Annotated in this window: 16 protein-coding genes; 4 read left to right on the top strand and 12 right to left on the bottom strand. The window is 51.7% G+C overall.

Going from position 1 to position 26,661, the window contains the following annotated elements; genetic code table 11:
* Window positions 1–176 precede the first annotated feature (176 nt).
* The 8 genes from ACR0IR_RS10610 to ACR0IR_RS10575 form a co-directional block, all read right to left on the bottom strand.
* Window positions 177–1,934 (bottom strand): DUF262 domain-containing protein, encoded by a 1,758-nt coding sequence (locus ACR0IR_RS10610; RefSeq protein ID WP_480779099.1) that lies wholly within the window; start codon window positions 1,932–1,934, stop codon window positions 177–179.
* Window positions 1,935–1,989: 55 nt separating this feature from the next.
* Window positions 1,990–4,083 carry a BREX system Lon protease-like protein BrxL gene (gene brxL / locus ACR0IR_RS10605; RefSeq protein ID WP_480779098.1) on the bottom strand — a complete coding sequence of 698 codons (2,094 nt, stop codon included), beginning with the start codon at window positions 4,081–4,083 and terminating at the stop codon, window positions 1,990–1,992.
* Window positions 4,084–4,095: 12 nt separating this feature from the next.
* The gene (gene pglZ, locus ACR0IR_RS10600; RefSeq protein ID WP_480779097.1) at window positions 4,096–6,597 is read right to left on the bottom strand and encodes a BREX-1 system phosphatase PglZ type A; all 2,502 of its coding nucleotides are present in this window, start codon (window positions 6,595–6,597) and stop codon (window positions 4,096–4,098) included.
* 13 nt (window positions 6,598–6,610) lie between these two features.
* Complete coding sequence (gene pglX / locus ACR0IR_RS10595) at window positions 6,611–10,063, bottom strand: BREX-1 system adenine-specific DNA-methyltransferase PglX (protein ID WP_480779096.1); 3,453 nt, start codon at window positions 10,061–10,063, stop codon at window positions 6,611–6,613.
* Window positions 10,063–13,587, bottom strand: a complete 3,525-nt coding sequence (gene brxC / locus ACR0IR_RS10590) for a BREX system P-loop protein BrxC (RefSeq protein ID WP_480779095.1) — start codon at window positions 13,585–13,587, stop codon at window positions 10,063–10,065. The genes pglX and brxC overlap by 1 nt, the downstream gene beginning before the upstream one ends.
* Before the next feature lie 3 nt (window positions 13,588–13,590).
* Entirely contained in the window at window positions 13,591–14,190 is a 600-nt protein-coding gene (locus ACR0IR_RS10585; RefSeq protein ID WP_480779094.1) for a DUF1788 domain-containing protein, read from the bottom strand.
* Between the two features lie 2 nt (window positions 14,191–14,192).
* Window positions 14,193–14,777, bottom strand: a complete 585-nt coding sequence (locus ACR0IR_RS10580) for a DUF1819 family protein (RefSeq protein ID WP_170385566.1) — start codon at window positions 14,775–14,777, stop codon at window positions 14,193–14,195.
* A gap of 243 nt (window positions 14,778–15,020) precedes the next feature.
* Window positions 15,021–15,401 carry a hypothetical protein gene (locus ACR0IR_RS10575; RefSeq protein WP_480779093.1) on the bottom strand — a complete coding sequence of 127 codons (381 nt, stop codon included), beginning with the start codon at window positions 15,399–15,401 and terminating at the stop codon, window positions 15,021–15,023.
* Window positions 15,402–16,071: 670 nt separating this feature from the next.
* On the opposite strand from ACR0IR_RS10575, the gene ACR0IR_RS10570 reads away from it, so the two are divergent.
* A complete protein-coding gene (locus ACR0IR_RS10570) occupies window positions 16,072–18,174 on the top strand; it encodes an AAA family ATPase (protein ID WP_480779092.1) in 2,103 nt (700 codons plus the stop codon).
* 616 nt (window positions 18,175–18,790) lie between these two features.
* Here the strand turns inward: ACR0IR_RS10570 and ACR0IR_RS10565 are convergent.
* A complete protein-coding gene (locus tag ACR0IR_RS10565) occupies window positions 18,791–19,198 on the bottom strand; it encodes a hypothetical protein (protein WP_480779091.1) in 408 nt (135 codons plus the stop codon).
* Between the two features lie 166 nt (window positions 19,199–19,364).
* Between ACR0IR_RS10565 and ACR0IR_RS10560 the strand changes: the two genes are divergently transcribed.
* Both ACR0IR_RS10560 and ACR0IR_RS10555 read left to right on the top strand, forming a co-directional pair.
* Window positions 19,365–19,784, top strand: a complete 420-nt coding sequence (locus ACR0IR_RS10560) for a hypothetical protein (RefSeq protein WP_480779090.1) — start codon at window positions 19,365–19,367, stop codon at window positions 19,782–19,784.
* A gap of 656 nt (window positions 19,785–20,440) precedes the next feature.
* Window positions 20,441–20,686, top strand: a complete 246-nt coding sequence (locus tag ACR0IR_RS10555) for a hypothetical protein (protein WP_480779089.1) — start codon at window positions 20,441–20,443, stop codon at window positions 20,684–20,686.
* A gap of 126 nt (window positions 20,687–20,812) precedes the next feature.
* On the opposite strand, the gene ACR0IR_RS10550 is transcribed toward ACR0IR_RS10555, so the two are convergent.
* The 3 genes from ACR0IR_RS10550 to ACR0IR_RS10540 form a co-directional block, all read right to left on the bottom strand.
* Complete coding sequence (locus ACR0IR_RS10550) at window positions 20,813–21,586, bottom strand: hypothetical protein (RefSeq protein ID WP_480779088.1); 774 nt, start codon at window positions 21,584–21,586, stop codon at window positions 20,813–20,815.
* A 313-nt stretch (window positions 21,587–21,899) separates the two neighbouring features.
* Window positions 21,900–22,193 (bottom strand): hypothetical protein, encoded by a 294-nt coding sequence (locus ACR0IR_RS10545; RefSeq protein WP_480779087.1) that lies wholly within the window; start codon window positions 22,191–22,193, stop codon window positions 21,900–21,902.
* A gap of 10 nt (window positions 22,194–22,203) precedes the next feature.
* A complete protein-coding gene (locus tag ACR0IR_RS10540) occupies window positions 22,204–22,887 on the bottom strand; it encodes a nucleotide-binding protein (RefSeq protein WP_480779086.1) in 684 nt (227 codons plus the stop codon).
* A gap of 418 nt (window positions 22,888–23,305) precedes the next feature.
* On the opposite strand from ACR0IR_RS10540, the gene ACR0IR_RS10535 reads away from it, so the two are divergent.
* Window positions 23,306–26,608 (top strand): hypothetical protein, encoded by a 3,303-nt coding sequence (locus ACR0IR_RS10535; RefSeq protein ID WP_480779085.1) that lies wholly within the window; start codon window positions 23,306–23,308, stop codon window positions 26,606–26,608.
* Window positions 26,609–26,661: the final 53 nt, after the last annotated feature.

Here is a 26,661-nt window from a genome sequence, read left to right as displayed (position 1 = left end):
TTGAAAGCGGGTGGGCAGGCGCGCTAAGGAGTTTGAAGTTAGCAGGCTGCACAAAATGGTGGAGTCCGCCCAAAGGCGGGTCCACAAACATAAGTCAGAACTAGCTTACTATCTCGCACAGACAGTATTCAGCGCTTTTTGGCGCCGGAAAAAGGGCCTGTTCATTTGCTCATTTCTTATACGCCTTTCTCGGCGTTCAGCGTTTGTTGAATGAGGTCTCGTAGCTTCTCTCGTCGATAAACAATAAAGTCTTGAAAACCCTCGAGGTTCTCAGGAATATCCTCAAGAGCATGCTTTTCTTGATAATTCTCTCTGTTTTGAATGTTCCCGTTAAAGGCTAATTGCAACCAGTCAGCCGGAAGCTTGGCGCGTTTCTCGTTGTTCATCGCTCCCTCGAGAAGCTGCAAGTTTGGCAATTCATTTGCCAACTGGGCGAGCGTCTTCGAGAGTTCCTCGTCGAATCCGATTTTTTTCAGTTTGGTCGGAGTAAACCTGGAAATTGGAAAAACATGGTCAACGTGGAATTGGTTTCGAAGATCTACGAAAGGGAATAGAAGGGATAGCAGTGCGAAAGTACGCTTGTCCCCGTAGCGGACATGCAGCAGCTCTTCGATTTCGTCGTCTCCGAACGACAGTGACTTACCTCGCTGCGCCATAACGCGTCCAAGTTCAGAGCTAGGAAACCTATTTTGCCCTGATTTTTGAATGGTTTCTCGAAGGGCTGTAAGAAGTGTATCTAATCCACTTCCCCATATGCCCGATGCCTTTAGCAATGAGTGAATCAACCACATTTGAATGGCTTTTCGGTCTTCTTGAAAGCTTGTATGAGTAACGTAGTTCTGCGGTGGCCCAAGCTGGTGCAAATAATAGGCAATGGGTAGAATAGCACTGTCGGCCCGCAACGTTTGTCCATTCAACCCAAAGCTCGCAACCAGCTCTACAGTTTTTATCAGAGTCGACCGTATTTTCGACCACTCAGCTTCCAACTTAGCCATATTAGCAGATGTGAAATTTTCGACTTTGAAGCCCACGCTGGCGATGTCCGCCAACATCAACCCAGCCTTCAGCACGAAATCCTGGCTGAAATCAAAGCCCGCACCGGTACGGTTTAGCTCATCAACGCATTTGTGAATTTCGGAACGTGCATCGATCTGTTTCCACTGCGCCACCGCTACGCTCAGTAGAAGGTCAGAATAGGACAAGACAGTGCCACCCGAGTTCAAACGGATGAAGATGTTTAACACGCGCTCCAAGTCCTGCGTTTTTTCCTCAAAGTAATTTATCAGATTGTCCTTGTGAATTACGCTATGGAGCCTATCGAGGTTTTTATAGGCAACCTGTAGTTCCTCCTTTTCCAACCCATCGGCCATTAGTCCCGTCAGCATTGCAGGTCCGTCTTCCATAAGCAGCGCTTTGGGAACCGGAAACCAATAAGTAGTTTCGGTGCGTGTTGCTTGTTCTTCCGTAAGGAACCGGAACTCGTAACAAACGCCGTCTTCATCCGGGTCATTAGACGCAATCAAGTTTAGGTACAAAGTCTTTAGTGGAAACGCATCAGGATTTGTCCACCACCTGTTTGGCAGTTTAATGGCCATGGAACCCCGCAAGCCAATGTTCAAGGCTGTGAGCCGTTGCTGGCCGTCTAGAACAGCCACCACCTCACGATGATGAATCGGACCCAACTCGGGGCAATGAGCCGCATCGCGTTGGTGATAGTTCAAGACAAAGTCGTAAAATTTGAATTTTGAACTGGTCTCGGCATTCACTTTCCAAAACAAAAAAGTACCAAACGGATAACCTTGCATAAGACTATCAAAAAGCTTCTCAATCTGAGCTGGTTTCCAGACGAATTCTCTTTGAATTGCTGGTAGAACGTACTCTTTGCTTGCTATTGCAGTGAGTGCGTCGGCAATGGTTCCGCCTGGTTTGTACATTTAATTTCCTATACGTTTTCTAAATTCAGCCCAAAGGTCTCGCCTTGGGTAGTCTTCAAGGGCCTTCGTTCCGGTCCAGTTTCAAATAGGTCACCTCAAACTGCTTAACCGCTCGGTGCTCTTGAAAACGGCCCGCTAAGCTGAAGGCGCTAGACCCAAAGTGCTGGAAAATATCCAAGCCACGGTCGAGTGAAATCTTCCAGCCCGTGTCCGTGATGATATGTCGAGCGTGCGCAGTGCCGGCGTCATCAAATCGCCAGGTAAAGTCGATGCCTGCCGTGCTGCACGACCCAACAATTTCGTCTAGGAACTCGCGCTGCTTTGCAACGTCTCCATCGTTGGGCGCTGTGATCAGCTCAACGGTGATGTGATCCTCTGGTTTCTTTTGACGGATGACCAATTCCAGGAATTCCATCAAATTGCGAGCCTGGTGGAAGATCCGGATGTAAGGGTCCGTTATCGTGATCTTGGTGGCACCTTTAATCCAGGGGCCGAAGATCTTTTCAAAAGTCACGCCCTTCAGGTTTTCTTTGACCACAATATGCCCTTCGCGAGCTTGCATCTCGGTCGGTTTTCCGGATCCAGTGGGCTCGCTTGGCGTCGCGGCTTCTGAGACGCTAGTGTCTTCTGTATCGATCAGCACCTCGTCATCCTCGGAATCGTCGTCCTGAGCAAGATTTCGATAGTAAAACTTGGGATACTCGTCTTCTTCCAAAGTTGTGACGGTGCGTTTCTCTCCACTTGGACGCAAAAAGTGAAAGTCCGTCTCGGGATACGTGCTGTCGATACGCTTCAGCTGATCTTTGACGCGCTTGCGGCTCTCAATTGCGAGGGTCAACAAACCTTCGATCTCTGCTTCTGTCGCTCCCCCATTCGGGAATAGGAGCTTCAGGTAGCCAGACATCGTCTTGTTGATTGCATCTCTGTCGCGAGTGGAGATTTGGCTGCTCAGCTTGAAGCCAGCATCTTGGTACACAAGTGAGAGATCGTCGTTCCGGAGGTGGCGCAATATCTCAGCAAGGTAATCAACGATAAACCCGTATCCTTCTGAGAATAGCTCACTACGAATGACCTCGACTTCCCACCCTGGAAGGTAAGCGTGGATACGGTCTATGAACGCTGAGTCATGAAATTCGGCAGGCAACTCTTCGAAAAGGTCGGAGTTCTTCAGCATGTAAGGGACATTGTGGGCAGTATTGCCAACGAAAGCGAAGCTAGCTTCCGCTCCCATGGTCGCCACTCCGCGCGAAAAGCTCTTGTTCGCCATGTAGTTCTTCATGATATCGACCAAAGCCTTCTGGGGCTTTTTGGTACGCCCTGCGAATTCGTCAAAGGCGACCACGTCCCAGTAGCCGACCAAACCGATCCGGCCGTTGCTATTGTTCACAAAAAGCTTGGGTACGGTAACTTCGCCGCCTGAGATCAACTGCCCGTGTGGAGAAAACTCCGAATAAATATGCGATTTACCAGTGCCCTTGGGACCAAGTTCAATCAGATTGTAGTTTCGTTCTACGAAGGGAATGAGCCGCATTAATTGCAATAGCTTGCTGCGTTTTCCAAACTCTTCTGGATTGAAACCGATGCTTTGCATCAAAACATCGACCCACTCATCTGTTGTGAACTCGTCTCTTGTTTTTTTGAAGGTTTCGTAGTCCACCCCAGCGACTTGGATCGGCTTTAGGGAGTCAACGGTCCAAGGTGAAATCCCGGATTGTTCTGAGAATTCATAACTCACGTCGCTGATGCACCAAACGCCAGTTACAAGCAGCTTTGGATGAGCTTTGATCGTACCAGAATCTATCGCGACTTTTTTGATGGACAGGTTCTCGAAAACAGCCTCGTATGCATCCGTTTTTTCGTTGAGCGATACCGATACCCTGTCGATGACTTTGAAATGCCCTCGCTCTTTGATTTCTGACTGAACGAGACCAGCCTGGTTTCGATGCACATAGTGCTTTCGTAGGATCTCCTTGACCGTTTCTATGCCTGTCGCAATGGATGCTTCGTCATCGGTCGCACAGTATTGCCCGAGGAGGTACTCGAGCACATACCCCGGCACGATGGCATTGCCTTTGACCGCTTTAACGAGGTCCTTACGTACCACAAATCCAGCGAACTGTTCGTTTATCTTGTCATCAAGTGCGCTCATTTGTTCGCCCTCTTAAAAGTCAAAGTCGGTTTTTATACCACGCTTCAGTTGGAACCGATGGCTGGCAATTTCTTCAGAGTGGCTGGTTCTGCCAATCTGCTCTTTGAGTTTCAGAAAAACATCCTGGTTATTGTGCTCGTCCGCAGCACGAGACAGCAGGAACTTCAACGGCATTTCCCGCTCCCGGGCGTTCTCCGAGCTGAAATCAAATGTCAGTTCGTGCTTATCAGAGATTAGTTCATCACCGGACGCATAGATCCCAGCCGTCACGGTTCTGGCATGCCATTTCTCTGAGACCGGCTGTTCCTGATAGAGCATCACTGCCGTTTGGCCCGAAGAAATCAAGCTCTTGCCAGATACAACGATCCTGACATCAACTTTGCTGACATCCGTTTCCCGCCGCTTACCAACCCTGAGAACCGGTATCACAACTTCTTGCAGGCTGGCACCGCCATGGACAAATCGGGCACCAGAGCCGCTTACACGCAACCGGTTTATCGAGTTTGGAATAGCCACTTGTTGATCGCCTACTAAGCCAAGCTGTTTGGCGTCCCAGAGTTTGAACCCATCTGCGGGTTTCAGGCCGCGCCCAACCACGAAACGGCGGTTCTTGGTCGTGACACTATCGCCGGCAGGATCTGCGACCGAGAAACTGCTCTCGTCCAAGGGTTTATGCTGATAGAGGAAGCCATGGTCTGCTGTAACGACGATGTTGGAGAAGTTGGCTGACTTTAGCTTCTGGACCATCTTCTTCAGATCTTCGACAGCTTCCTCAGCTGCTTCCGGCAGCCGGTCTTCGGTTTGCAGCTTGTCACCCACCGCATCGATGCGATTGTGGAAGATGTAGACGACATCATGGTCTCGGAAGAGCTCTTTGCCTTCGTCCGTACGCATATTCATGAAGTCTTCGGCCTTCAGGACCTTGGTGCGGTCCTCACCGCGTCCCATGGCCAGAACCTTACCCCGGTTGCTCGTGCCAGATGTGGGCAAAGCATGTGAGGACACATCACCTTTTTCCGTGATCTCCAAGTCCTTGTTTGGCAGAAGCGACGCCATGCCGAGCTGGGTATAGCTTGGAAGCGAGCTGATCATAGGGGTCAGCTCGGCATCGAACCGATCCAGTGATCGGATCTCTCGCATGCATTCTTCTGCCACCTCAAAGCGCAATGCGTCCGAGATGATCACAACGAATTTTTGGTCCTTGCTTCTGAACCTGTCGGCCTGAAGTCTGAAAAAATCTTGCTGCCGTTCGAAACCGGAGATTTTCCACTCATCCAGACCTGCAATCTGATCCTGCCAGAGGTCATTGATCTTCAGAACGAAGTTCGTGCCGTATCGGTTTTCGATGCTTTCATAGAGGCTCGACAACAACGTCGCCTGACCGCTTTTCTGCATGTGATAGAGGAACTTCCGATAGAGCTGATCCAGCTTGAACCAGCTTGTCGAATAACGCCTGACCGCGTCCGCAGGGCTGTGCATCACAAGTTCGGCACTGGCAAGGGCCTGCTGGAACTCGGTCGCGCAGGCGATGGCCTGATAGATATCGGCGTATTTGGGATACCAGTGGCTTTGGCGGCGTTCTCGAACCCATTTCAGAACATCGACACTGCTTGCCGATTGCTCCGACATCGCGTTGACGATAGCGCGAATGATATGTCGGTCGATTTCTTCAAAATGGTCTATAGAGACGACCGCACGGACATCGCGAAGTTCGAGGTCTTCTGGGATCTTCAGGATGTCCTGATATTTCTCCGACAAGCGCTCAAACGCCTGACCATTGTGACGGCTGTTCTTCCAGCGTCGGAACGTGAGCAAGGCTTCACCGTTCAGACCGCCGACCTCTCCTATTGCCCGCTTGTAGGCGGATTGGAACAGGGCGATTGAAAAATCTTGGAAATCCGGTTGTTCAGGCTGATAGACATAGGCGTTGGCGACCTGCTTCCAGAAGAAAGACAGCAAACCGGATCTTTCGATCACCCGTATCCTATCATCACGACCAAACGCGAGATCCTCGAGCAGCGCCTCGACAACGGTATCCAGCTCCCCATCGGCTTCTGCACACACCGCCAGCATCTTGCGGCGAATGTCAGACACACTGGCCGAAGGTTTGTCGGCCTCAAACTGCTTTAGGCGGTCCAGGCGCTTTTGTGAGCGATAGAAGGCCATGTGATCGCGAACGGCAGGGTCGTATTGCGTTGGGATCCCCAATTCCTGAACCCAGATGGCCGCCTGATCGGCTTTGAACATCGCCGTGGCCAGTTGCACGTCCAGCAGCCAGTTGTCCTTCATCGCAGGCTCAGGCCCATGATGGTAGATCAGGAACTTCTGGTCCGGCTCTTTGCGCAGGATCCGGTATTTCAGCCCGAATTCGTTATCCTTGATTTCGACCTTTTCCACACCCGGCAGGGCCAGCGCCTCGAACGTGTCGCGCATGTCGCGGTCGGCATCGTACCAAAAGACAATCCGTTCCTCTTCGAACATCTTTGCCAGCGTAGCTGAGACGCGATCTGACATCAGCTCAGTCCTCTCATGACAAACCTGCGATCTTCTTCAGCGCTGTGCCGAATTTAGGATAATTCGCCTTCACCCCGTCATCGAGGTCGATCTCGACCCTTTGCTGCGCGAGGGGGAAGACAACATCCCGCTCCCATTCCGTCAGCTCATCGACCTGCTTGGCGATTTTGGCGCTGTCTTTCAACGCCTTCGCACGTTGCGCTTGGGTGGCGGTCGCATCATCGGCTAGCTTGTCCAGCCGCGCACGTTCGCCTTCCAGCTTGGTGATGAATTCACGCAGGTAGTCGTTCAGCACAACCGAGACAGTGTCGCTGCGATAGCGATGCATGTAGATCAGCGCATTAAACGTGCCCTTGGGGCTAGTGAACATCCAATAGATCGGGCGCTTTTTATAGCGCTTTACATGGTCGTTGTAGAAATCCTTGGTGAAGTACTTTCGCAGATCCTTGCCAAGGCTGTCTTCGACAAACCGCAGGTTTTCTTGGAAATGTTCGTCGCCGAATGTCACGCGCAGGCACTTGCGGAACCGCGCCACGATGTCATCGCTGAACCAATCCTCGTCCAGCACGGGGATGACATTGTCTTCATCCGGCTCGAACGTCGGTTTCGGCACACGGGTGAGATACTCCGCCAGCGTCTCGCCCTGATTGGCGAGGATTAGGCCCGGTTGGTCGAGGCTGTAGCGGCCGAACATGCAGCCCACGGCGTAATGCAGGAACTCGGCCATGGTGTCGGCGCGCAGGCGGGTTTCACGGTCGTTCTCGGAGCCCTTCACGCCATAGCGATAGGCGGGGTTGCAGGTGAGGGTGATCTCTTCAATCGGCACCTCGGGGGTCAGCTCGTCTTGCAGACCATAGGCGTCGATGAAGATGCGGTTGTTCTCTTCCTCTAACGCTCGCATCTCGTCCGTCATGGACTGCCAATGGGCGCGCAGGCGGGCATAGGTGGCCTCCAGCGTTTCGGCCCGGTGATCGGGCGAGAGCAGAGGCAGCGTGGTGAAATCCCAGGAGGTTTCGTAGGCATCCCAGTCGAACTTTCCCAAGGCAATCGAAGCTTCGGCATTACTTTGGACGTCTGTCCTTCCGACTTCATCGCAGACCGGAAAATTCACAAGGCTGCCCGGATTGAAATCAAGCGTCGGGCATATGATTTCAAGTATCTTTGCAGACGGTTTGCTCAGAAGAAGCGCCAAAACAGAGTTAGCTGTTCTTGGATCGTGCGGAAGAAAAACACTCCCTTTCTGGTCGAAAATGCCGAAATCGTCCTTTATCCGCGCCGAAAAAGACCCAGAGCTCAGGTTCGTATAGGTGATGCCATTTTCAAAATAGCGCTTCTGGTTTCTCAGGACTGCACTTGGGTGCGCGCGTATTTCAGCTCCATTGTTGGACCAGTTCAGCACATAGTCCTTGTTCCCATACCATTTCCGAAACTCGCCCCCCTTTGTGTATGGCACCCATTTCCATCCTGAGTTGTTTTCAGTCTTTAGCAAAGCCTGGTCAGTTTCGTGCCAAAACCTCAAGAAACGAGAATTGTCGCCAGTTTGCAGTCCGACACAGATGTCACATTGCTCGCCGAGCTTCTCATTTCTCTTGAAGGCATCAAGCATCTCTGCTGACAGCCAGTAAGATATGGGATTACCCGGTATTGAAAGGAGGTCAGTTTGCTTGAACTTAAAGCGACCATATTCGGAATCCAAAAAGAGGTTTTCAATTTCTGATGGGGTTCTAACCTGAACGTGTTTTTCAAAGAGCCTTCGATACAGCCCTTGAGTTTCATCAGTGGGTGCAACTTTGCGTATGACGAACGCGACGCTGCCAAAATCTGATCCGAAGATGCCGCGACCGAGGTGCAAAAGACTTGCGATAGTTGTCCTCTCGACCATCGATAGACGCAGTTTCTCGAACGAACCAAGGAACATCCACGAGGGAAGGTTTATCATTCCATAAGTGCCGCTTGGACGAAGCGCCAAGATCGCACGCTCCATGAACGCGGTCATCAGGTCGGACTTTGAATTGGGAAAGAAATTCTGAAGGTGTTCCTTCAGAATAGGATTCATACCGTTCGAATTCATATAAGGCGGGTTGGCCACCACCACGTGATACTTCGGCGACAGCGCCTCGGCCATGCGCAGCACGGCGATGACGCGCTCCTGCACCTCCTTCAGCAGCAAGTCGCCGCCGAAATCCCGCGCCTCGACCACCCGCAGCGTTTCTGCCGGGTCGCGCAGCTTCGGCACGATCAGCGAGCCGAGGTTTTTGGCCTGCTCGAACTGCCCAAGCGTCTCGCGCAGCTCATCGGTGAACAGGTCCTTGCCCACCACAGCGGCGACGTCCTGCATCTCGGCATCGGTAAACGCCACGTTTTGCAACACGCAGATGTCGGGTTTTGCCTCCATCCGCAGGAACCGCCGCCGCCCAAGCTTGCCCGCCGCCTTCATCGCCAGCGCAAAAGCCGCCAGCGCGCCCGCGCGGTCGTCAATCTCGACCCCTGTCAGGTTGTGCATCAGGATTTTGCTAGGGATCTCGGTCGCGTCATAGCCCTCTTCCTCGTAGATGGCATAGAGCAGGTCAAAGGCATAGGTCAGCATGTGCCCCGAGCCTGCGGCGGGATCGCAGATGCGGATCTCTTCGGGCTTGGTGATGCGCAGGAAGTCCGTCTCGGGCTCTTCCGACGCGATGTAGTAGTCCATCTTGGCCGCTAGCCCGCTCTGCGGATTGTTGAGCAGCCAGAGCCGCCCTAGCGAGTTCTCGACCAGATAGCGGACGATCCAGTGCGGCGTGAACAGTTGTGTCGCGGCGGGGATGTTCTCGGCGGTGATCTTCTGGTTCTTCTTGAGGCCCGCGAATACCTGGTCCTTCTTCTCGGAAATGTAGAACTGGTAGAGCCAGCCGATGATCTCGACGTCCTGACAGGCGTCTTCGGTCATGACCGCGCGCATTTTAACCAGGATCGCATCGTTGGAGAGCAGATCGTCTGGCATTAGGAACTCGGAGAAGTCGTCGATGGCCTCAAACATGTAAGGCAGGGTTTTGTGCAGCGTGTTGCAGTCATGGACGAGAAGCAGGCGATAGGCCTCGCCTTGCGCATCATTGGACGGGATGCGCCCATCCAAGAGCTGCATGATCCGATCCGGCGCACCATCTGGCAGATTGCCCGCCGCTGCCTCGGCCAAAATCTCGGGTCTTGTGGCGCCATCGGCGGGAGAAACAACACGGACGCGGTTGTAGCCATTGGCGTCCATGAAGCGCAACGCGGTGAAGCGGTTGAACCAGGTATAGGCGACTTTGTCGATCACCTGCGCACGCCCATCCCTAGAAACTGCTTTGTCCAGCTGTTTGACGATCTGGGGATGCTCGCGACGTTCAACGCTGCTTTCCGCGATCACGCGGTCAAAGCGTGAAGCCACCTGTTCGATCAGTTGCGTGCGGGCGTCCTGAGCGAACTTCTTGAGCGCGTTTGTGTCCATCACACAATTACCTTCTTGCCGTCACGGACTTCCGCGAGGAGCGATTTCTTGAGTTCTTCGACATAGCGATCCACATCCGCCTCATCGGCCAGATAGACGCCGTCATAGGCGACAGACACATCGCGGATATTAGCCGGTGGCACAGTTGTCGGTTTTGCAGGGGGCGGAGCGTCATCGTCTCCTGTCCCGTCTGACTTGTCCTCATCCGGCACCGGCTTCAACCGTTCGATTAGCGAGAGCGTTTGCACCATCAAGTCGTTTCTGACACTGTTCCTTTTATCCCGCAGTGCTGGGATCAGGCCGATTTGCGCCAGTCCTTGGGTCCGAGATGTAATCGCAGCCTGAACCTGGGCTTTTGCCTCGTCCGGCAGAGCCAGGAACTCGTCGAGGGAAGTGACCTTGCTTTCAACCGCTTGCACCTCAGCTTCTACATCCTTGCGTTCCGCAAGCAATTGCTGATCAACCTTTTCCTTCAGGTCGTAGAAACTTGCTTTAGCGTTCTGTATGCCAGAGCCTTTGAAGCAATTCGGATCATCAATTGCTGCCTGCAATTGGCTGCCCGCTTCGCCATCGACGTAGTCAATATTTGCCCGCTGATCGGTCAGGAACTGGCGGACATCATCGTAGATGCTCCGCTGGCTACCACCCAGGAAGCTCTTGATCTTGTCGAGCAGATCTTCTTTGTCATCGAGCAGCGCATCTTCTTGCGGTGCAACGCCCGTGATGAACCATGTAGCCGGTTTGTCTGCCATGGCGTCCAGACGATCCAGAAGGGGTTTCAGCGCTGCCACGAACGGATAGCGAGTGTCTTGACGTAGCAAATCCTTTAGCTCGTCTATCATTTTCAGCACAGCTTGAGACCATTCCGTGCCAAGGGATCGCGCATCTGAGCCATCGGCAGGCGCATCGAATAATTCGCCATAAAGGTCCTTGGCCTTACGCAGCTCAGTAGGTGTGAACTCGGTTTGGGGCGTGAAGAGCAGGTTTTCCAGCAAGCGATTGTTCTGAAGGTCGCTCGCCAGTGCGTCTCCTTCTTTGACAACTCCATCCGAGCGCGCTTCAACTTTGCCTTTGCCCACCAGGCTTGCGGCAATGCAATTTACTGCAATCTCCGGCCAGCCATAGGGCTTGGAGGAAAACCTGTCTCTAAGATACTTGGCGGTAACCTTCACCCCATTGCGCGCTTGTCCTTGTACAAAGTTCAGCATTTCCTGCTCGGCCTCGGTCAAGCCTGCACCGCTTTCTCCAAATAGAGAGCTGTCCGGATTGGCGGCTTTCTTAAGATCCACTTCCGTGTAGGTCACGCCGCGCAGCATGCCGAGGTTGACGTAGATCTTGTCGACGAGCGTCTGGAATGCCTTGAATATCCGGTCTTGCGGTTCCTCGCCTCCGATATCCAACTCTTCGCCGCGAACGAAAAGGCTTGCAGAGCCGAGAAGCTTGCGCAACCGCAACTCAAGATCTTTTTGGCGACGGCGGTTTTGCTCGCCCTTGTCGCTGACGATCCTGTCGCGACCTGGCTGCGGGGATCCGGTGCGCGCCTGGCGGACAAACTTGTCGGTCTGCTTGAACAAAGTTAGGTCGCGGATAAATCGCTGGTCAGCCGACATCACCACCGAAAGCTCGTCATTGCCCATGCTGCGCATGCGAATGGCCTCAGGGCTGTCGGCATCGTCGTGAAAAGGGCTGATCGCGTTGATGGCCATCTCATATGTCCGCCCCAGCGCACTGTCATCCAGCATGCGCGTGTAGGGATACTCGAACCCCGTTGCCGTATGCCGGATTTTCCGAAGCTTTACGATTGAGTCAAAAACCAGGGTTTCCAGTTCAGCGGAGAGCTCAGAGGGGTCAATGTCGACATTCTTGATCTCGTCTTCGACGTCTTTTTCTTCATTCGTCAGAAACTCGTACACATCCCCGTTACGCTGGATCAACGTATTGCGTTCAAGTTCTGACAGCGCCTGCTCTACATTGCGTTTCAGAACGGTTTGATCGGTATCGAGCTCCGACAGCATCAAAATACTGATGTTGCGCACAGTCGGTTTGAACTCTTTCACATATTTGACGAGGAAGAGTGCCTTCAGAATGCGCACCGCGAAGGGATCCGTCAGGTTACGCTCTGCCACAAGAATGGAGCTTTGCGCAGCGGATTTCAGCGCAGAGCGGATGCCTTCGAACATCATGTCAAATGTGGCAAAGCCCTTAACCGGCTGATCCGCCATCGCTTTGGAGACGTCCTGGAATACGCCAAGCATCGACCGCTCCCCAACCGAGCTGTGCTTGCCTTCGAAGGCATTGTGTTGCGACAGACCCTGAATGGCCATTTGGAACAGATCGTATTGATATCCGGGGAACGGATAGCTCGCGATAAAATGGTCTTTATCTTTGAAGTTCTTCAGCTTGATTGAGCCGTCAGCGAAATCAAAGAGCGTTTTGAGATTGTTTTCTTCGCGGTCATGAAGATGACCAAGCGTGATCGTGCCGGCGTCCGTTTTGGCCAAGAGCCTGCGCTGAATGACCTCCGCCACATCCGCGGAGTTCAGCGGCATCCGCACATCAAAGCGGGCCATAATCTTGGAAAAGTCTTGCGCTTGAAACGCTTGGTTGTCGCCGATGATGGCTTCCATGTCCTGCTGAGAGGTTACGATGACCCAGGCCTGACCCTTGCACTTGGTGTTCAGGCTTTCAGCAATCGTTTGCAAGTTGGTCATCAGCTTAACGTTGTCGGCAATGTACTGGCCAACTTCATCAACAAAGAAGTTCAGACGAAACTGCGAGCCCTGACGATCAATCCAGTCTTTCACCTGATTGGCGAAATCCTCGATGGATACCCGTGTATCGGCGCGGTACTGCTTCAGGATGTCTTTCGCATCATCGGCATCGTTTCCGGAAACAGACGCATAAGCCGTACCAATGTTCTTTCCTTCAAGAACGGCTTGCTCGCGCCCGCGCACCCAAGGCTTCCCGGCAGCCGTCTCATAGGCAATCCTGAACGCATCGAGCTGACCCCGTTCATCGAGATCGCGCTCGAACTGCGCAATGTGTGCCTGTTTGCCAAAATACCCGCAGGCCTCATCAAACACCTTCTGGAACACAGACAGAAGCGCATCCACATCGCCCTTCGAGATAACGTCTGCCTTCTGGTCGATGTTAAATAGGATCGATTTGGATGGCACCGAGACGGCTTTGCGTAGCGCGCCTGCCAGCATCGGTTGATCCGTGAGCTTGTCTTCGAAAATCTCCAGTGGCGTCTTGCCATTCATGGGGGTGTTTTCAAGAAGCAACGCCAGCATCTTTAAAAGGTGCGACTTACCTGATCCATAGAAGCCAGAGATCCAGACACCGTTCGACTTCCGGTAGTTGTTGTATTCCTCTAGGAACCGCTCCAACCGCTGGCCGATTTCGCCGGTGATAACGTATTCTTCCAGCTCGATCACCAGGCTTTCATCGTCATCGGCCTTGATCACAGCATCAATTGGGCGATCAACGGGTTTTTGGAAGATGTCACGCATCAAGGTGGTCATTGGTCAGACCTCGTAAGTCATGAGATTGAAGGCACGGTAATACTTGTCGTCATGGAGCAATCCGAAGAGATCCAGTGACGCACCGGTTGCCAAGGCATGTGTATAAGTGCCGGGAAAGAACATCACCGTGGGCACGTGTTTTGCGGTGCTTTGCAGATTGTTCAGCACATTGTGGGATCGGATATAGGGGTAGATCTCACCAACTCCGGACAAGAAGATGACGTCGTGGTCTGCTTCTTTGATCTTTCCAGCGATCTTGGGAATGAGATGTTCTGAAGGATCCAGAACGTTTTGCAGCAATTCCAGAAGCTCGGATTTCCCCAACTCCGCCTCTGCTTCCAACACCTGGTCGAGGACGTCCCGCTCATCCAGGATTTCAAGGCAGAGATCATAGAGGTTCAAATCCAACACACGAACGCCGGCATGACCTGCGCGCTTGATGATGTCTTCGCGATCTTCATTGATCGCCAACCCGTCAGAGGCCGGATAATCACAGATGAAAAACGGAACCTCGTTGTAGCCCTGCATGTCGAGAAACCGTGGGCTGGTGATGGCGTTTAGAACATGCTCGAGGCGGTCTTTACGGCTAATGGGTGCTCGCATCGTCACGATCCCTCCCATGTCTGGCCGGGGAAATAGTTTAGCTCTTCCGGGGTGTTAGACTGGATCATTGCAATCAGCTTTGAAGACAGGAGATATGTTTGGATCTCCTTGTGCTCGGAGAGAATGTCCGCCTCACGCATCATCCGAAACAGGATCTGGCGTAGCTTTAGTCTGGTGGACGTGCTCAGTTCTGCCAGCTCTTCATGCCATTCGGCTTTAGCATCAAAAAAGATGTCAAACGACTCCAGCGGCAGGTCCAATTGGTAGGACAGATACCGATCTTGCAGAACGTCGACGGCAAACTCGCGCACAAAACGGTAGGCGCGGCAACACGCTAACCACAAAAGCGCCTTTTGGTCTGCGCGGTCGGCCTCATTCACAAAGTAGGCAAGCTCTTCTGCGGTGAGGGTAGACACCCTGTTTTTGATTTCTCGAATGCTGCGAGTATTGGAGGCATCTTTCGGCAGTTGGGTGGTGCCTTCTTTCACGGCCCGTGCCTGGGTTTCCTCCCAAGCCTCATCTTCACGGTGCAGCGAGGCAAACTCAACGCTTTCGTTGAGAAACAACCCACCTGTGGAAAAAGACATTCGGTAGTCGTTTGGTCCTTCCACTCGTTCCCTCACAACTTTATTTTGCGTGTCAGTTTTTCGGTGTTCGCTACCAAGAAGCCATAGATGCCGCGGCGTCGCCGAAGCAGCAGGTTATGGTTTGAGCCCTCAAATATCCCAATTTGTTGTTGGATCATGAGAAGTTGGACTTCATATAAGTTTGGAGGAGGTCCGCGAGTATTTTTTTAACGCCAGGAACTTGTGACTCTATGCCAAAGTGGTTCATTTTGAGGTCTCTATCGTGATTTTTACGGCAGCAGGCTCGACACCGAGATCAAACGCAATGCGTTCGCGGTACAGTTCGATGATCTCGCCAAATGTCAGCTCGCCGGTGCCTGATGTTGCAGCCTGCCTGGCTTGCATGCGCGTCGCGGAGGCATCGTCACGCCGCCTAATTGCCTGCGCGTCCTTAAATGAGACCTCTTGCACCTTTTTCCAATCGCCGATCTCAAGCTGATCGAGAACTATATCAGTGTCCGTATAGTTGACAGGGTTTCTATAGCCGGGCCACTTCAGCCCTGCACTTGTCATTGCATACTGATCAAACTGAATAAGCCAACGACCGTCCTCATCCTGCAAGACATCTTTTATCGTTGCTACCATGAACGATTCACCATGATGCTCTGGATCCCCAGGTCGCCTCTTGTCGAAGGCGTTGTGAGTAAGGACAACATGCGTTGCACCCCTGGCCTTTACGGGGTCAACTTTCCACCACCCCGTCCCACCCAAATTCGCGACGTCTTCTGGCTTCTTGCTTGTAAAAATGACCATGGCCGTAGGCATAGGATTCCAACCCTTCAATCTCGAAGTGATACTAGCCGGAGAAAATTTGAATGCAATATATTATATAGTTTTTATATAAAAAGTATACACTGGAAGTGCCATTTGGGCTGTGCATGGCTTCTTCAAAACATCCCAAAAGGCTTGAGCCTTATCGCCTCTGTCTACAGTCAACGACGAACTCGGCTAAAAACGTTAATCCCAAGTTAACCTGGTTCTGGCACCATGTCCGGGTATCTAAACAATGAGACAAAATTATGGACAAAAATCCGTAAGCTCGAGCTCTGAAGAAGTTAGTTAATCGGGTCTTGTGCTCGGTGTCAAACGGCGCTAAGTTACTGATCCAAAATTGGAAATATTGATGACTTTTGTTGTGAAACAACCTGAACTGTTCAGTCGCCCCAGCGTGCGGCTGATATCGCTTGGATAGTCCCGGGTCGTAGTTAGACCGTTCCAAGCCGCTTCAGATTGAATCCGACAAAAGGGGTGCTCGATGCCACGAGGATCTAAGACTTCTTCCAATTTTTTCAAACAACTCAACACATGGTTCGATGACGCACTGCGTGAACTATGCTCTACCGATTTTAAAGAAAATGCTTGGGGCGCAGATGAGGGAAAAGCGGGCGTGGGGACGAAATGGTTCGCTTGCTCACCAAAACTCGATATCCACTCTGCGGCAGCTTTGATCCGGCTGTTTGCAAGCTTCCCCGAGGACCAAAAGATCGTCATTGAAAACTTGTATGCCCCATATGGCTTCACCGTCGTTGAAACCGGTGATCCAGCATGGATTGAGCATGTCGAGGACGCTTTTGAACGTGGTCTCATGCCGGCCGCAAAGAACTCTCAGAAGCACCTTCCAAAGATCAGCCTTATTACTCGGAATTCCAAGACCTATTCATCGCGTCGAGCTAAAGGGAAAGATGAGTTTGAGAAAAACTTGTCTGATCGCATGGCGGAGCCACGGCCGTTCTTGTGCATTGTCGAGTGTTTGGAGGAAATTCCTGAAACAATCCGACAGGCGGCAACACAAGTTGTGCGGCTAGCGGAAATCTCTCAGCAAATCGTTCTAAAACTTCATCAGGTACTGCACCGTCCATGTTGCAACCCGGACATGCAGCCGATCCTTGGGCAACTGCCTCAAGCGCGGGAGTTGCAGTGTTTGTCGCTGGAACAGCTGACCACCGCAGTGCGACAGTCGGACACCAAGAAGATGGTGGAAACGCTTGTTCGATTTACTGATGACAACTCGGTTGCGGCCGATAAGTCGGCGCTTGACGCAGTAAAAGGCTTGGGTTCGACCAAAGCGGTTCTGAAGCAACTGTCTGCCGACATTAAAACATGGAGAGGCGGTCAATTGGATTGGTCGGAAATTCCCAGGGGTGTTCTCATGTTTGGTGCCCCGGGCACAGGTAAGACTTTTGCCGCTTCGAGGCTTGCCAGTCAGATCGGCGCGCATTTCATTGCGACGAGCTACGCCGACTGGCAGCAATATGGCCACCTCGGTGATTTTCTGGCGGCAATGAACAAGTCCTTCGATGATGCGTGCAGAAGGTCGCCGACAGTACTGTTCATCGATGAAATCGATTCCTTTGAGGATCGTGCAACCGCCAGCGGTGAGAATGCCAACTATACCAGATCGGCCCTCAATGGCCTCCTTGAGGCAATGGATAAAGCCAATCAACGTCAGGGTGTTTTGGTTGTTGGGGCGTGTAACCATCCAGAAAAACTGGATGCAGCGTTGGTGCGCTCGGGGCGTTTTGATCTGAAAATTGAAATGTCACTGCCCGGCAAAGACGCACTTGCCGACATTCTTTTAGATCATTGCGGCGATGAAATTACGCTGCGCACGATTAAGGACGTGGCTGCACATCTTATTGGCTGCACAGGCGCGGATGCGGCGGCGATTGTGAGACAAGCCCGCAGTTTGGCGAGATACAAAGGAGCCACATTAGAAGATGCTCATCTGTGGGCTGCCGCGGAGAAGATTGTACCTGAGAGTTCGCAATCGGATTTGCTGCGGGCAGCCTACCACGAAGCGGGTCACATTATTGCAGGGAGCATTCTTGGGCTCGGCTTGCCTGATCGTGCCGAGATCCGATCTAGAGGTGGGATTGTCTCCTTTGAGAACAAAAGCCCATTTCCTTTGCTCGCTGAGCTTGAAGCGAAGCTGGCAATGCTTCTTGCAGGGCGCGAAGCGGAAATGGCTTTTCTTGGATCGGTTTCTACTGGCTCTGGCGGCAGTGCGCAAAGTGACCTTGCGCAAGCGACGATTCTTGCGACGTGCCTGGAAGAGATGTTTGGGCTTGGCGCACATCCTTTGCTGTGGCGGCCTGTCGAAGTTACGAACCTTAGTGACATCCTTAAGGATGAAAAAATTCGGCATAACGTATTGCAACGTTTGGAAACGGCGAGTTCTCGGGCGAAAGACGTCATCGAAAAAAACCGAGCGGTCATCGAAAGTTTGAGCGCTCTTCTGGTTGAGAAACGCGAGATCTACAAAGCAGATATCGAAACAGTTTTTCGCCAAAATGGGACACATGTCGCGTCCCGCTCGGGAGCACTTGTTACCTCACCGGAGCTTGTGCCGGTGGGGTGAGACGGACTGTTTTCTTCGTCTTGGGCCAGTCCGATAGGTCTGTCGAGGATGATCGAAAAATTTGCGCCATGACCAACTCCTTCTAGCGCTTTCCAGTAAGGAGCAAGATCAAGTTTTGGCTGCTCCTTCGTCAAAGCTTCTAATATCTGCTTGGTGAATCGCCCTGGCACAATGGGGTGGCCGAGCATTAATTCGGACATTCGGGACAACTTCTCGTCTCGGATTCGTGTGAAGGAACTGTTGAGTATTCTCAAACTGAGGGGATCTGTCTCCGGTATCGCAAGATGCCAGTGAACATTTGTGCACTCCGTGGAAGCACGCGGTTTCATATGCCTGATCAGGCAAAGGCGTCTTACGCTGGAATTGGGTACTCGATACTCTTGGCAATATGCCTTGATCACTTGCGCGAGCTGAGTGTGATCTAAACGGACCTGGGGTGCCAGAACCACATGCCGTACGGAGAAAGCTTTTCCCGAGAGCTTCGAAATCTCACCCATGATTTGGATGTCATCGGGATGACCGCAGAGCCAATCGACCCGTTCGTTTTCGCCCTTGGCGGCAAGGTATTTGGCAACCTTGTTGGTATGACCGGTAGGGACACGAGATGTTTTGATGATCACGTGTTGCCTCCTATCACATGGATTTGGATGCCATGTAGGGAAGCAGATATCTTGGCCAGAGCGGCAGCAATGGCGTGGTATTCAGAAGGATCGTCATGAGCGTGCGTTAGGGTATGCGTGAGGTATCGAAGTTCTCTGCGCATGTCCTGCAAAAGATCCAGAAAACAGATGGCGCGTTTTAGATCTTGCGAGATCTTTTTTTGAGTGCAACGCCGAGATGGCGGCCGCGTTTCCACTTCGTTTGAGAACCCGAGTGAACGTGCAAGCAGGACGCGAGCCTGCGAAGTAGGTGAGATACCATTTTCCTTGGCCCGTTCATCCAACAGGCTTTTCAAATCCAAGTTCAACCTAACTCCAATGAGTTCAGTTTGTCGGGTCTTTGAACTCCGGGCAGCTTTTCCCATCGCGTAAACTCCATTTGGCTAGCGGCACAACTTGTTGTTGGACGTTCGCGTAGCCAGAAGTTTGGTAACGACCTTGCAACAAACAACTTATCAACGACCGCGGGACGGGCCGTTGTTGCTTGCGTCCGCACATACATTTGCCATCGAGCAAATGAGGTTATGCAATATGACAAAGACAGGATCCGCAAAGCTGTACCCAAATGGGATCCCCAATCGCAATGAATGCTCTGCTTGGGTTGGCGTGCTAGATATTTGCGGCAAAAGTTATCTTGTAACAGCGTTTGTTGAGATTTTTTCTCCATCCGACGCAGCACTTTTTTTAGAGATTCATGAAAGGCGCTCTGGTGTGCGAACCAGCCAAAAAGCAAAGCTTGAGGTCTTTCACAAAAGAACCGAGGAGAGCGAGCCACACCTTTTTGGAGTGGCAATAATCCACCAGAAACGTTTTGCGGTCGGATGTTGGATGTGCCGCGATACGAACGGGAAAAGGTACTTTCTTTTGACTTTTTCTATGATCGAGGAGCAGAAGCAGGTGCAGCCTGTCATTCGACGCCGACCGCGTATCAAGCCCGTTAGGCTGAAATAGTACGGTGTCGAAGGAGAGGCTGCACCTGCATGGCTATATCAAAGTGCGTACAGGTCATTTGGGGGTCCTTATGCATGTGGCAGGATGTGAAGCAGTTCGCCGAAAACAAGCAGAACATGAATGATAACTGCTGCGACGTGAAGTTGATGGTAGGCGGTTCGAATATACTCAAGCATGAGCATCTCCATTTGATTGTTTTCACGCAGTTCTTTTGACATGTCTAAAACTGCATGTCAACAAAATATCTACGTAACATGTTGATAGTAATGAATTTTTTAAGGATCTTGCTTGAGGCCAGATATGAATTCGGAAGGCAAAAAGATAGAAATGAGAAACTGTAGAAAAGAGAAAATATAGAAAAGATAACCGGTGTTCGCCGATGAGCTCCGTTCAGAGCAGGTAGCTAAACCCGCCAATTTAGAAACTTGGGAAGAACCGTTGAAGACTCGCTTGGGCTACCCCCGGTTTACCCCCTTTTTTCCTTGGTACAGAAAAAGGGGGGGGTAACCCCTTGGACTAGCCGACTTTCCATCTTGTCGAGCAACTTGTCAGTAAATCTGATCGAAGATGGGCAAAAGCATGAATATTTGGATTAAGATTAGGGGCTAGGGGCCTGGACGATCCCCAAGGCGCCTGGAAGAAGGACGGCGTGTATTTTGAATGACAATATTCTTGTTTTCAAAAACGATTTGGAGCGGTGGGCTGCACTTTGCGCAATGGACGGCATCCGCTACGTTGGAAAGCCCGTCGATCCTGAGGCTGCTGAACAGCTCTTGGGCGGGGTGTGGGAGTTCGTGACCGAAACTTGCGATGAAGCGGGGTTTGAGCATCCGGATCGGGACAAGGCCATTGGAATCCTTAGAGACCTGGTTTTTGAATTCTCAGAAGAATTTGATGAATGACTCTTCAGGCGACCTATGAGCTTACTGTGTGGAACAAACAAAAAAGAGAAAAGTTCGCAGTTTGCGAAAGGTAGTTGCCTCGCAGACGCGAAACTTGGAACAGCTGAGATTACTTCGGTCTCGCCTTTACATGGTGCGTCCTAAAGCGCGGCGCTCAAATGCAACAGGGTCGAAGCCGGCATGTTCAAACTTTTCTTTTGTAACCCAGGAAATCATGCTGTGGGCATGCACGTATGTTAGACCTCTGTCACGCCAATGAGCGCGACGAGCCGTCCAAAGTGGATACAAACCAAGCCTGACCTGCTGAATACAAAAGGCCAGTTGGTCTTTCGTGAATTCTTCTTCACGGAACGGGATCGGTCCTTCTTTTCTCGCTTTTCTAAACGCCACTGACCAAGCTTCATGGTTCGCGCGCATCGCATTTAGCATGCGCTCTTGTTCTTCAGTGAGCCTTTGCGCAGCATCACGCTCCGCTTTTTCGTTGGCTTCTTTTTCCATTCTTAATGCTCTGAGGCGCAACGTGTTTTGCTCACGTGCTCTGCGGTCTCGAAGCAAAGCGTCTTTTACTTCTTTTTTGGAGAGCTTCTTTGACTTCCTTTTCCTTTTAGTCGCTGTTTGAACCGTGGTCGGGGCGTTTCCTGCTTCGGTATTAGATAGAGGAACTGCAACGGCGGGCTTTTCAACTAGCGTCAGTGCTCCCGCAGTAAATTTCTTATATCGCTTACATGCATCGAGCGCGTTTCGGGCATGTCTTTGGATCACGCTAGACTGGCTATTTTTGAGCCTTTGCTCCCAGTAGGTGATCGTCCCTTCAACGCTTAGGTATGCCTTTGGGTTCTCGAGACATTCCGGAGCAATTTTTGTCCCGCTTGGGTAGATGTGAAGGGGTTTTTTTGCCAATATGCTTCCCGCCTTTCGATGCCGTCGAAAGCATGAAAAAGCTTCATTTCGCCTCGCGCAAGATCAATTCGTCAATTACGCCGCGTCGCCCAAGTCCGTTAGCAAAACGATTGCTTCGGTATGATTTTGGCCAGCAAATAGTTAGTCTTCGAATTACAGAGACTGAAAGGGATTTGGCCTGAGAGTGATCGTCTCTTTGGATGAAGGGTTACCTTACCAATCTCTTTTTTCATAAGAAAAAAACGCACGGGTAAGGCAGGGTAGTCGTACTAATTAAAGGTATCTCCGGAGCAGAGCGCACCGGAGATTGGATTTAGAGTTTGAAGTCCTTGCCATTGGTTTTGAGGAAAGAAATTAGCGACAGCTCGAGAGCTCGAACGACTGTTAGCTCTTTAACCTCACGGAGTTCGTCCCACGCCGCGTATAGCTCCGGGTTTACATCTGAAGTAAAGGATTTTGTCCGAAGTGCTGCTCTTCGTCGGCTTGGGCTCATCTGGGCCAATTTCAACTGTGACGGCGATACTGGTGCCTTGCGCTCGAAACTCATGTCGTCTGGTTTGTGTTCCTGAATGCTGCCAATATTCGGTACTTTTGTGTGTGTGCTCATCCGGCTTTCCTTATACATGTTCGTAGCCAGGTGTCGTGGCACGCAGTAGAACCTCGCGAGCCAGTGCCCTCGCATTTTCGCAAGCTGATTTTGGTGAAGATCCTTGAAACGCACGCGGTAGATCGACGTAATCTCCACCCAGACTCATCATCGCCTGAAAAACGGGTCGAGCCGCCAATTGCGTTTTGAAAATTGGCGCGCCGGCTTCTTCGAGAATGGCCTTAATGGCGCCTGTGATCCGGAACTCTACTGCCCCTGGTTCAGTCTGGTTGAGCAGTACACCAGCCGGAATTTTCCGACCCAGAACCTGGCCTTTCTGACATACTTGCTTGAGAACCTGTACGGCTCCTAGTGCATCCATCCTGCTTGCCCGGCATGGTACAACTACAAAGTCAGAAACCAAGACTGCGTCAATCAGGCTGGCATCGTTTGAGCCTTCAACATCCACCAGTACAAAATCCGCCTCTACTGCGGATTTGAAGACGGCATCCGTAAGGTTCTCTTGGTCAACTGGGCGCACATCGACATTGCTGTTCAGCTGTTTCAAGTTCGCCCAACTGGAAATCCAGCGTTTTGGATCAGTGTCCAGGATGATTGAGGATAGGTCCAACCTTGAGAGTTCTTGAGAAATCAACGCACAGACGGTTGACTTTCCGCAACCACCCTTTGGAGAAAGAAACGAAATAACAGGCACTTATAGACTCCTTTTTCTTGCCTGGTTCCATAATGGCAGATCGACCTTTCGGAAAATTTAAGGATGCTTTGGAAAACCAAGAATTTGGAGGCCAAGTCTCAGATTGGCATTCTTTGTCTTGGTTTTGCGAGGATTGCCATACCAAGACTTGGCTATTTTAGGCTTGCCTTTCCAAGCCCTTCCTATCCTCGGGTAAGCCCTGGTGTTGTGTGAAGTTAACAAAACCTGAACGCCAGCCTTGAGTCTCGGCTTTAGAAACCACCGCTAAACCAAAGGTCGGGACACTCCGCATGTCAGCAATTTCGCTGGCCAATGGATGAGAGCCCAACGGCAGGACCCGAGCAGTGTCAGTCAATTTGAGAATTTTCGCATTACGTAAACTGATCGCGCCTGGCTATGTGCTCCAGGAGAAACGCCCATGGCAATTGATGCCAAGCGAACAACTAAGGTCGCCGCCAAAACTAATGTATTCAAAGTAACTGTCTTAGAGGCCAGCACCAATAAACCTCAAACGAAGGTGTTTCATCCAGGCGGGGTGGAGCGCAGCAGTCGAGCAAAACACTTCAAACCTCATGAAGCCGAAATCTCAGGGTTTGATGGTCTTGCAGCTTTGCTCGCAAAGCTGGCTCACGAGCCGTCCAAAGTGGTCGTGATGGGCTCAGTCACCAAGGCATGCCGCAATCAACAGAAAATACGAAGATTGGCCAATCCACGTGAAGGGGCGCCTGCGACGCTGGAAGACAGAGGCTCCTACCTTTTACATTTCGATGTGGATGATCTCGTACGTCCCGGCCATTTGGGATGGGAAGATCCGGCGGCCTTAGCGCGATGGGTCTGGAACGAGCTCTGTCGCAAAATACCTGTGCTGCAAAGCGTATCCGTGGTTTGGCAAGCGTCTTCCAGCGCGGCAATCCCCGGGAAAGATGACTTCGCCAAATTTCACTTCTGGTGCCTGGCAAATCGTCCTCTGTTTGCACACGAGCGTCGATTTTTGTTCGAACATGCCGGAAGCGACAAGTCTCTCGCGGGTATTGCTCAACCCAATTATACGGCCTTCCCGATCTTTCAGGGCGTATCTGATCCACTCGCAGGGCGCCCCAGATCAGGAGTGTTTAGAGGGTACAAAGATGCCGTTGATGCCTCGCTCATTGCTTTCCCAATCGAAGCCAAGAAAAGGCATGCCAATCCAAGGCAATCCAATAAAAGAAACGACAATGGTTCTTTTCCCAAGCCTTCAAAAGGATGCACGTCGACATCCAATTTTGGACGACAGCAGTTGTCCAAGGCCTGCGAACGAATTGTTCTGAAGGGGGCCTCCAACCCTCGGATTTTCGACGAAGTTCAAGTCGTTGGCGGCTACGTGGCAGATGGACAAATTTCCTACGATGAAGCTCGAGAAAGCCTTATGCAAGCGGCGCGATCTGTTGGATACAAACGTGCGGACGAAGTTGTTGAGAACGGTCTCAAAACTGGCCTGGAGCGACCACTCAGCCAAAGGGACATTAAAGTCGCGACAGTACCTTTCTATCCAGCGCCGACCCTCCATCGTGAAGAGGCCATCGCAAAGCATGCCCAGGTTTTGGAAGACTGGGGAAGACAAGCCTTGGCTTACCATGCCAAATCTTGGCATTTCACAGATGACCCTCGACCTGAAACAGCGCCGCGTGTTCTTCTGTCCGGGGCGCAAGGAATTGGGAAAACGGCTTTTCTTGTCGGCAGAGAGAGGCGGCCGGGTTTCCTTCACAAAACACATAATTTGGTTTCTCTGATGCTTCTGCCTGATCACGCAAAGGTACAAGAAGCTCTGAATGACTATCTCGCAAATGCGCCTGCTGACGCGCCCGCTGCCATAGGTCTGAGGGGACGAAACCAACCCGATCCACTCGTAGATGGTGTAAACATGTGCCGTGTTTATGAGACGGCGCGCCTCGTATCTGCGCAAGGCATGTCCATTCGCTCATCTTTGTGCAAACGGTGTCCGCATCAGGAAGACTGCGGGTATCTTCGGCAGGAGGCCGAAATCAAAGGGATTTTGGCGGCAAAGACCGGCCTTGTCGTTTTTGCACCCCACGAATTTGGGTATTTGCCTCTACCAGGCGAAGCGAAACCCGACCTTGTGGTCTTTGATGAGCGCCCGAGAGACTTCGCGGTCGAAGCCGTAGATTTGGCGTTGGAAGAGCTGGGAGACTTCATTCCTCCGGAGAACAGGTTTCGTCAACCGAACCTGCCAGAACATGGTGTTGAGATCGTAGAGGTTCCCGTCGCTGCGGTGCAACCCGTTGCCCGGGTTCAGCACGCTTTGCTGCGCTCACTTGGGCAGTCGCCAGGTGTTTCTTTGAGCGCGCTGCGAGCGACCGGGGTAACGCGCGATCTGCTAGATCAGGCAATCGCGGATCTAGACGACTTTAAATCGAGATCCGTGTTTGGGGCTGTTCGCAAGGTCTTGGGAAACGACAATCAAATGTGGGGTCCGGGCGACCTTGCGCGTTTGGGCAGCAGTTTAAAGAGACAACCCGGCGGAATAGCTCGATCTCTTCAATTTTTGTTGGAATGTTTGCGAGCGGAAATCGAAAACAGGCAAGAAGAAGCCGTCGGTGTTATCAAACGAGGTCCTGATTGGAATGATCTCAACCGAGAACCAAGTTTAACAGCGGTGCGAGTCAAACCACTCAAACACGGACACAATATCCCTTTCCTATATCTTGACGGGACGGCAGATCTGGATCTGTCTCGTATTGCCTTTGGCGCTGACCTCGCTTGCCATCACTACCCAGTGGAGCGACACGCCAAAATTACTCAAGTACTTGGATGCAACTTTTCCAAGCGTCGGTTGTGTTCTGAAAGCCAGATCTGGCAAGGCTTGAGCGCAAAGATCCAGGAAGAAAACCAAAAGCTCAAGGATTGGGTTAATCAAGTTATTGCACGCCATCGAGATGCTGCTGTTTTTGGGAACAAGAGTGTTATCCGGTCGCTCGATATAGACAATCCGGATCGGGCAGGACATTTCGGTGCTCTTCGAGGCCAAAACAGGTGGGAAGATTGTTCATCAGTTATCTTAATTGGTCGAGAGCAACCTGCGTACTCTGACATTGAACGTATCGCACGCGCATTTGCAGCGGCAGCAGGTGATCCGTTCACAGGTGGAGATTACATAAAGGTCTCAAGGGGTATTGGGCATAAAAAAGGGGTTACCCCGTTAGAGGTTTTTGCACATCCAGATACCTGGGGAGATAGGGTCCTAAGGCAGGTACGAGAAATGGAGATTTTGCAGGCGATGGATCGCATCCGGTTGATCCACAATGAAGATCCTAAAAACGTGTATCTTCTCTCGCAAGTGGTGGTGGATGCCACAGTTGATCGGATTGAATCTTGGCACGATTTCAAGAGAGGTGGCACGCGGCTACAACGCGCCATTCAGGAGCATGGTGTCGTTTTTCTTTCCCCATCCGACTGTGCCAGGTTCATGCCCGAAATCTGGGCTTCCAAACAGCTCGCCGCACAAGACCTACCCACCGCGAAAGAAACGTCAAAAGACCCATATAGATTTATCTATATCGGGGGCTTTGACGGTAAGTGCCCGACCCGAGTCATGTTTCGGATGAAAACCGATGCTGGACGTTCATCACGGGAAAAATCAGCCCTGGTATTCACAAAACCTGAAGAGGCAAAAACGACGTTGGAAGCGCTGACTGGACCACTTACAGAATTTCGCAAGTCATAGATCCACCAACCGCCAGTAGGTGAGCGGCGGCAACCTCATGTCTGTTCCTCAAG

The sequence above is a fragment of the Ruegeria sp. CF2 genome (assembly GCF_056537385.1).
The sequence above is the reverse complement of the archived record's forward strand: the minus strand, read 5'-3'. Positions and strand labels throughout refer to the sequence as shown.